This is a genomic window from Pseudomonas palleroniana (assembly GCF_003031675.1).
GTDB classification, from domain to species: domain Bacteria; phylum Pseudomonadota; class Gammaproteobacteria; order Pseudomonadales; family Pseudomonadaceae; genus Aquipseudomonas; species Aquipseudomonas palleroniana.
In genome coordinates, this window is sequence record NZ_PYWX01000091.1 from 97,884 (window position 1) to 105,809 (window position 7,926).

General features: G+C 61.7%; 9 protein-coding genes. 3 read left to right on the top strand and 6 right to left on the bottom strand.

The genetic code is table 11. The features are described 5' to 3' along the window. Positions 1-24: 24 nt before the first annotated feature. Positions 25-312, top strand: coding sequence for an Rdx family protein (locus tag C9383_RS27910; protein WP_060756064.1), 288 nt, complete (start codon positions 25-27; stop codon positions 310-312). Positions 313-359: 47 nt separating this feature from the next. On the opposite strand, the gene C9383_RS27915 is transcribed toward C9383_RS27910, so the two are convergent. The 3 genes from C9383_RS27915 to C9383_RS27925 all read right to left on the bottom strand — a co-directional run bounded on the left by C9383_RS27915 (position 360) and on the right by C9383_RS27925 (position 2,511). Beyond that, a complete protein-coding gene (locus C9383_RS27915) occupies positions 360-644 on the bottom strand; it encodes a hypothetical protein (protein ID WP_060756063.1) in 285 nt (94 codons plus the stop codon). A gap of 132 nt (positions 645-776) precedes the next feature. Beyond that, positions 777-1,661 (bottom strand): DMT family transporter, encoded by an 885-nt coding sequence (locus C9383_RS27920; protein WP_060756062.1) that lies wholly within the window; start codon positions 1,659-1,661, stop codon positions 777-779. A gap of 100 nt (positions 1,662-1,761) precedes the next feature. Next, positions 1,762-2,511, bottom strand: coding sequence for a helix-turn-helix transcriptional regulator (locus C9383_RS27925; protein ID WP_090369498.1), 750 nt, complete (start codon positions 2,509-2,511; stop codon positions 1,762-1,764). Positions 2,512-2,648: 137 nt separating this feature from the next. Between C9383_RS27925 and C9383_RS27930 the strand changes: the two genes are divergently transcribed. After that, positions 2,649-3,458: a UDP-2,3-diacylglucosamine diphosphatase gene (locus C9383_RS27930; RefSeq protein ID WP_060756060.1), complete on the top strand. Its 810-nt coding sequence runs from the start codon at positions 2,649-2,651 to the stop codon at positions 3,456-3,458. Between the two features lie 125 nt (positions 3,459-3,583). Here the strand turns inward: C9383_RS27930 and C9383_RS27935 are convergent, their stop codons facing one another. The 3 genes from C9383_RS27935 to phhA all read right to left on the bottom strand — a co-directional run bounded on the left by C9383_RS27935 (position 3,584) and on the right by phhA (position 6,022). Next, positions 3,584-4,777, bottom strand: coding sequence for an amino acid aminotransferase (locus tag C9383_RS27935; RefSeq protein ID WP_090369500.1), 1,194 nt, complete (start codon positions 4,775-4,777; stop codon positions 3,584-3,586). Further along, positions 4,777-5,133: a 4a-hydroxytetrahydrobiopterin dehydratase gene (locus C9383_RS27940; RefSeq protein WP_060756058.1), complete on the bottom strand. Its 357-nt coding sequence runs from the start codon at positions 5,131-5,133 to the stop codon at positions 4,777-4,779. The genes C9383_RS27935 and C9383_RS27940 overlap by 1 nt, the downstream gene beginning before the upstream one ends. A gap of 97 nt (positions 5,134-5,230) precedes the next feature. After that, positions 5,231-6,022 (bottom strand): phenylalanine 4-monooxygenase, encoded by a 792-nt coding sequence (gene phhA, locus C9383_RS27945; RefSeq protein WP_090369503.1) that lies wholly within the window; start codon positions 6,020-6,022, stop codon positions 5,231-5,233. 256 nt (positions 6,023-6,278) lie between these two features. Here phhA and C9383_RS27950 point away from each other — a divergent pair, with 256 nt between their 5' ends. Beyond that, the gene (locus C9383_RS27950) at positions 6,279-7,841 is read left to right on the top strand and encodes a sigma-54-dependent transcriptional regulator (RefSeq protein WP_060756056.1); all 1,563 of its coding nucleotides are present in this window, start codon (positions 6,279-6,281) and stop codon (positions 7,839-7,841) included. The last annotated feature ends 85 nt before the right edge of the window (positions 7,842-7,926 follow it).

The window sequence follows — 7,926 nt, forward strand, 5'->3', positions numbered from 1 at the left end:
GTTACGTCAGGAACCTCTCAAATTATGTCTGCAAGCAAACCCGAGATCGTCATCACCTATTGCACCCAGTGTCAGTGGCTGTTGCGCGCGGCATGGCTGGCCCAGGAGTTGTTGAGCACCTTCGCCGACGACCTGGGGCGTGTGGTGCTGGAGCCGGCCACCGGCGGCGTTTTTCGCATCACCTGTGAGGGCGTGCAGATCTGGGAGCGCAAGGTGGATGGCGGCTTCCCGGAGGCCAAGGTACTCAAGCAGCGCGTACGCGACCAGATCGACCCACAGCGCGACCTGGGCCATAACGATCGGGCATCCTGAATACCGAGGTCACCGCCACCTACGAACGGTGACCCCGCGTGGCGCTGCTATTTGGCAGCCATTTTGTTCTTGATGAAACCGATGATAAACGTCAGCACCAGGCCGCCGAAGCCACTCCCGACGATGTTGCTGCCGAGCGCCGCGACGTTCAGCGCGTCGCCTGCCGGGGCACCAAGCAGCCAGGAGAGCAACTGGCCTAGTACCAGCCCGCCCAAGCCGCCAACCATTGAGTTGAGCCCGGTACTGCCCAGGCTCTGGTGGGTCATGCCGGCCAGGTTGCCGCCGATGGCACCGCTGATGATCTGAACCAATAAACTGATGAACATTTCCATGGTGAAACCCCTGCATCGCGTAAAGGGAGTGACCACTCGCGTGCAGCAACTTCAGAAACGGCCATGGCTGTCGTCGAGGTGTCTTTTATCCGTTGAACGACTACCGACTGTTGCGGATGTTTGAAGTATAGATCAGGCCGTAGCCGCGGGCTGCTTGGCCTGGCTGGCGCTGCCCATCAAGCCGGAGAGCACGATGGCGGCGATGATCAGCGCACCGCCCAGCAGCATGCGCAGCGTTGGGGTCTCGGCAAACAGCAACCAGGCCACGGTGATGCCGTAGACCGGCTCCATGGCGAATACCACCGAGGCGGTGCGCGCCTTGATGACGGCGAGGCTGGCGACGAACAGGCTGTGGGCCAGGCCGGTACAGAACACGCCCAGCAGTCCGATCCAGAGCCAGTCGATGGCTCGCACATCCGCCAGCCCTGGCGCGGCCACGGGCAACAGGCAGGCGGCTACCACCATGTTTTGGCACAGCGCCGCCTGTACCGCAGGAATCCGCCCGGAACTGGCGCGGTTGTTCAGTGACAAGAGGGAAAACAGCAGGCCGGAGGCAATGCCCCACAGCAACCCGCCGGTGGCTTCGCTGGCGAGGTTGAAGTCCGGCGTCACCAGCACCAGGCCAACGCTGACCAGCGCGACCAGCAGCCATTCACTGGGGCGAATGCGCTCGCGGAAGATCAACCCTTCGAGGATCACTGTAAACGCCGGGAATGCGGTAAACCCCAAGGTCGCCACGGCGACCCCCGCCACCTTGACCGCCATGAAAAAGGTCACCCAATGCGCCGCCAGCAGCACGCCGCTGACCAGCAAGCGACGCCAGTCGCGCAGCTCCAGGCTTTTCCAGGCCGTGTTGCTGGCAAGCCGCGCGAAGAGGGCCAGGGCGATCACGGCAAACACGGCACGGCCAAACACGATGATGGCCGGCGAGGCGGCCGCCAGTTTGCCGAAAACACCGGTGAGGCCAAACATCAATGCGCCAATATGCAGGGCGCCGAGGGCTGAGCGGGGAGTCATTGCGATCCTTTGAACCGACGGGTAACAGAAACGCAGTCTAGAGGGTTGCCCAGGGGGGCGTCTGTCGTGCGGCTCGCGATTTTTATCGCAAGGCTCTTCCCTAGGATGAGCGACGCAACCTGCCGGGCGATGCGCCGAACTCCCGCAGCATCGCGGCGGCAAACGCACTTTGTGAGCTGTAGCCGACGCAATCAGCGATTTCTCCGATAGGCAGCACGGTCTCGCGCAGCAGCTTCAACGCCTTCTGCAGGCGGCGGGTGCGAATGTAGTCCATCGGCGTCTGCCCGCATTCGGCCATGAAGCGCGCATGCAGGCGCGCCACCGACAGCTCGGCAATTCGCGCAAGGTCCGCCACTTGCAGGGGATGCGCGACGTGCCGCTCGATATGCGCATTGAACGCTGCATACGGCAGGCGCCGGCCAGGCAAGGGCTGGGCCTGCGGATGATTGAGGCTGGCGAGCAGCAACACGGCGCCTTGCTGGACAATCAACGGGTCTTCCACTGGGCTGTGGGCCAGCCATTGCACCAACTGGTTTTGCCGGGCATCCAGCGCCAGGCGCGTCGGCTGATCCAGCAGGCGGCGACTGGCATCGGCGTGTTCGCCCAGAGATTGCAGCAGCCAGTGCTCAGTCGGCACATCCAGCACCAGGCAGCGGCTGCCGTCGCGACTGCCGCAGGCATGATGGGCGTTGAAGGGCAGCACCATCACGCTGCTTTTGTGCACCTGGCTGCCACGGCCATCCACCTCCAGGTCCAAATGCCCGGACAGACCGAACACCAATTGCGCATGGTCATGGCTGTGGGCGAGGGGGGCTTCGACGTAGTGGCGCAGCGTGAGGGACGGTCTCATCGCGGTCTCCAGAGCAACAAGTGCGCAGTCTACAACGCTTCGCAGGTGCCCGGCGCTGTCATCGCACTGACGCAAAGCTGTCATGGGCTATTAATCGCGAGGGCGCAAGCTCGCGAAAACACCGTCGAGGGATGCCCATGACCAGTGCCGAGTTCGCCAGACCCAGCCGCAAACAACGGGTTCGTACCCTATGGATTTCCGACGTGCACCTGGGCACCCGGGATTGCCAGGCCGAACACCTGTCGCAGTTCCTCAAGGGGTACCACGCCGATAAGGTGTACCTGGTCGGCGACATCATCGACGGCTGGAAGATGCGCGGCGGCATGTATTGGCCCCAGGCCCATACCAATGTGATCCGGCGCCTGCTGACCATGGCCAAGCGCGGCACCGAGGTGATTTACGTCACCGGCAACCACGACGAATTCCTGCGCCGCTATTCCAAGCTGATCCTGGGCAATATCCAGCTGGTGGATGAAGCGGTGCATGTCACCGCTGATGGCCGCCATCTGCTGGTGATCCACGGCGATCAGTTTGACGTGATCACCCGTTACCACCGCTGGCTGGCGTTCCTCGGCGACTCGGCCTACGAATTTACCCTGACCCTGAACCGCTGGCTCAACCACTGGCGCGCGCGGTATGGCTATGGCTACTGGTCGCTGTCGGCCTACCTCAAGCATAAGGTCAAGACGGCGGTGAGTTTTATCAGCGATTTCGAAGAAGCGATTGCCCACGAAGTGACCCGGCGCGAGCTGCATGGCGTGGTGTGCGGGCATATTCATCATGCCGAAATTCGCAAGGTGGGCGAGGTGGACTACCTCAACTGCGGGGACTGGGTAGAGTCGTGCACGGCGTTGATCGAGCACTGGGATGGGAGTATCGAGTTGTACCGCTTGGCGGATGCGCAGGCGAAAGAGGCGCAGCTCAAAGCCGAGATGGTTGCCGGCTAGTGTTCAACCCTGTCCGAATGTGGGAGGGGGCTTGCCCCCGATAGCTCTGTGTCAGTCAGCACTTCAGTTGCTGAAAGACCGCCATCGGGAGCAAGCCCCCTCCCACATTTTCAGTCCAGGTTTCTTCAGTTGGAAACGTCGGCGATGGCCTGGGCCAACAGGGTCAGCCGCTTGGCATCAATCCCTGCAACGCTGGCACGCCCCGAACTCACCATGTACACGCTGTGCTTCTCGCGCAGTTGTTTCACCTGTTCGGCATTCAAGCCGGTATAGGAAAACATCCCGCGCTGCGCGCCGATATGCGCAAACCGCTCGGCCAAGCCATGGGGCGCCAATGCCTCGACCAAGCCCGCGCGCAAATGGGCAATCCGCGAGCGCATGGCTTCGACTTCGTCGCTCCACACCTTTTTAAGTTCAGCGTCACCCAGGATAGTCGCGACCACTGCCGCACCATGATCCGGCGGCGTCGACCATAGGTTGCGTGCGATATTCGCCAGTTGGCTGCGCACATCCGTGAGCTTCTCGGCGTCTGCCGCGCACACGATCAGCGCGCCGACGCGGTCGCGATACAGGCCGAAGTTCTTCGAGCAGGAACTGGTGATCAGTACCTCAGGCAGCTCGGCGGTAAACAGCCGCACTGCCCAGGCGTCCTGCTCCAGGCCGTCGCCGAAGCCCTGGTAGGCGAAGTCGATCAGTGGCAGCAAGTGGCGCTCGCGCACGATCTGCAGCACTTGGCGCCAATCCTTCTGGGACAGGTCGAACCCGGTCGGGTTATGGCAGCAGGCATGCAGCAGCACGACGTCGCCCTTGGGCACAGCCGACAGGGTGGCGAGCATCGCCTGCACATCCAGGCGATTGTCAGTGCCCACATAGGGGTAATGGCTGACCTTGATCCCGGCCTTGGCGAAGATCGTTTCGTGGATCGGCCAGGTCGGGTTGCTCAGCCACACGCCGCGACCGGGCAGGCTGTGGGCGATAAAGTCGGCGCTCAAGCGCAGGGCACCGGTGCCACCTGGGGTCTGGGTGGCGCCGGCGCGGCGTTCGCGGATCAGCGGGGAATCGACGCCCAGCACCAGCTCGCTGATCAGGCTGCCGAACGCAGGGTTGCCGTGCCCGCCGATGTAGGTCTTGGTGGTCTGCGTGTCCACCAGGCGTTGCTCGGCCAGCTTGACCGAATGAGGGATCGGCGTCAGGCCCTGGTCGTCCTTATAGACGCCCACGCCCAAGTCGAACTTGTCCGGGTGGGTGTCCTGGGCATACAGGTCCATCAGTCCGAGGATCGGGTCGCCGGGCACGCGGCCAATGGCATCGAAGTGCATTACTTGCGGCCCTCGGCAGTCTTGGCCACTTCGTCAGTGCGTGCGGCCATGATGAAGTCGTTGCGGTGCAGGCCCTTGATGGAGTGGCTCCACCAGGTCACGGTGACTTTGCCCCACTCGGTGAGCAAGCCTGGGTGATGGCCTTCGGCTTCGGAGATTTCACCCATGGCATTGGTGAAGGCAAGGGCGAATTTGAAGTTCTTGAACAGGAAAACCTTTTCCAGCTGCATCACACCGTCGCGGACTTCGATGTTCCAGTCTGGGATCTGCTTGATCAGTACCGGCAGCTCTTCATCGCTGACTTGCGGGGCGTCGGCGCGGCAGGCTTCGCAGTGGGCTTGGTTCAAGTTGGTCATGGGGGTGTCCTGAATTCGAATGTTTGAAGGTCAGTAGCGTCACCCTAAAGCAACGCGGGGCCAGGGAACAGACTCACCTGGCCTTAATCGATGAGGTTCACGCAGCCTTGGGCTTGGGCGGGAATTTCGGCGCATGCAGGCCCAACTGCATCCCGCGCTCGACCATGGCCATGATGTCTTCCTGCGCCACTTCGAACAGGCGCTTGAGCTCAGGCAGTACGAAATACAGCGGTTGCAGGATGTCGATACGGTAGGGGGTGCGCATGGCCTCCAGCGGGTCGAAGGCTTGATGCTCGGGCTCGTCCGACAGGCTGTACACCGTCTCCTTGGGCGAAGACAGAATGCCACCCCCGTAGATACGTCGGCCTTGCGGCGTGTCTACCAGGCCGAACTCGATGGTCATCCAGTACAGGCGCGCCAGATATACCCGTTGCTCTTTGGTGGCCGCCAGGCCGAGCTTGCCGTAGGTGTGGGTGAATTCGGCGAACCAGGGGTTGGTCAACAGCGGGCAGTGGCCGAAGATCTCGTGGAAAATATCCGGCTCTTGCAGGTAGTCCAGTTCTTCACGGGTACGAATAAAGGTCGCCACTGGAAACTGCTTGCTGGCGAGCAGTTCGAAGAAGGTCTGGAAGGGGATCAATGCCGGTACGCGGGCGACTTGCCAACCGGTGGTCGCGGCCAGCACTTGGTTGATCTCACCCAGTTGCGGGATGCGATCCAGCGGTAGCTCGAGCTTGTCGATGCCGTCCAGGTATTCCTGGCAGGCACGGCCCTCGATCACTTTCAACTGGCGCGTGATCAGGGTGTTCCACACCGCGTGTTCTTCCGGCGGGTAGTGGATAAAACCTTGCGCATCGGGCTCGCGGGCCACGTATTGCGTCTGCTTCATACGGCTCTCCTGCTAGGCATTCGTTCTTGTTATGTCCTGCGATGAGCTATTGATAACCCGCTGGGCGTTGGATTCCACCTACCTCCAGCGGTGATGCGTAGGAAAATATACCGGTTTTCGTAAAGTATTCGTTACAGCTTTAGGGCTAATCTTTGCGCTGGGCTGTGAAACGTGCGCAAGGTGTCACATAATCTTGACGACTATCTGCGCCCAGTGACAAAAAGACGCGGCGCCTTCCCACTTTTCGAGCCCTTTCATGCGTATCAAAGTGCACTGCCAGAACCGTATCGGCATCCTGCGGGATATTCTCAACCTGCTGGTGGAGTACGGCGTCAACGTCGCCAAGGGCGAAGTCGGCGGTGAGCATGGCAACGCGATCTATCTGTTTTGCCCCAACCTTGTGAACATGCAATTCCAGGCGCTGCGCCCGCAATTCGAGGCGATTGCCGGGGTGTTCGGGGTCAAGCGCGTCGGGCTGATGCCCAGTGAACGGCGGCACATGGAACTCAACGCGCTGCTCGGCGCCCTGGAGTTTCCGGTGTTGTCGATCGACATGGGCGGTTCCATCGTTGCCGCCAACCGTGCCGCCGCGCAGTTGCTCGGGGTGCGGGTGGACGAGGTGCCGGGGATTCCGTTGTCGCGTTATGCCGAAGACTTCGATCTGCCGGAGTTGGTGCGCGCCAGCAAGTCGCGGATCAACGGCCTGCGGGTCAAGGTCAAGGGTGACGTGTTTCTGGCGGACATCGCACCGCTGCAATCGTCCGAACACGATGACAGCGAGGCCATGGCCGGTGCGGTGCTGACTCTGCACCGTGCCGACCGCGTTGGTGAACGCATCTACAATGTGCGCAAGCAGGAACTGCGCGGCTTCGACAGTATTTTCCAGAGCTCCAAGGTCATGGCTGCGGTGGTGCGTGAAGCCCGGCGCATGGCACCGTTGGATGCGCCGCTATTAATAGAAGGGGAAACCGGCACCGGTAAAGAACTGCTGGCCCGTGCTTGCCACCTGGCGAGCCCGCGTGGGCAGTCGCCGTTGATGGCGCTTAATTGCGCAGGCCTGCCGGAGTCGATGGCCGAGACCGAGCTGTTCGGCTACGGGCCTGGTGCGTTTGAAGGCGCACGGGCCGAAGGTAAGTTGGGGCTGTTGGAGTTGACGGCCGGCGGTACGCTGTTTCTCGACGGGGTGGGAGAAATGAGTGCGCGCTTGCAGGTGAAGTTGCTGCGGTTTTTGCAGGACGGTTGCTTCCGCCGTGTAGGCAGTGATGAGGAGGTGTACCTGGATGTGCGCGTGATCTGCGCCACCCAGGTGGACTTGTCCGAGTTGTGCGCGCGCGGCGAGTTCCGCCAGGACCTTTACCACCGTCTCAACGTGCTGTCCCTGCACATCCCCCCCTTGCGCGAATGCCTTGATGGCTTGGCGCCGTTGGTCGAGCACTTCCTCGATCAGGCCAGCCGGCAAATCGGCTGTGCATTGCCTAAGTTGGCGCCGGCTGCCATGGATCGCCTCAGTCACTACCATTGGCCGGGTAACGTGCGGCAGCTGGAAAACGTGTTGTTCCAGGCGGTGTCGTTGTGTGATGGCGGCACGGTCAAGGCCGAGCACATTCGTTTGCCGGACTACGGCGTGCGTCAGCCGCTTGGCGATTTTTCCCTGGACGGCGGCCTGGAAGAGATCGTCGGGCGGTTCGAGAAGGCGGTGCTGGAAAGCCTGTACGCCGAGCACCCCAGCAGCCGGCAATTGGGAAAGCGTCTGGGGGTGTCTCACACCACCATCGCCAATAAGCTGCGTGATTACGAAATCCTGAAGACAGATAAATAACCTGCCTGACTCAGCGCGGTTAAAACTGTGGGAGCGGGCTTGCTCGCGAATGCGGTGGACCAGTTACACATGTGCTGACTGACAC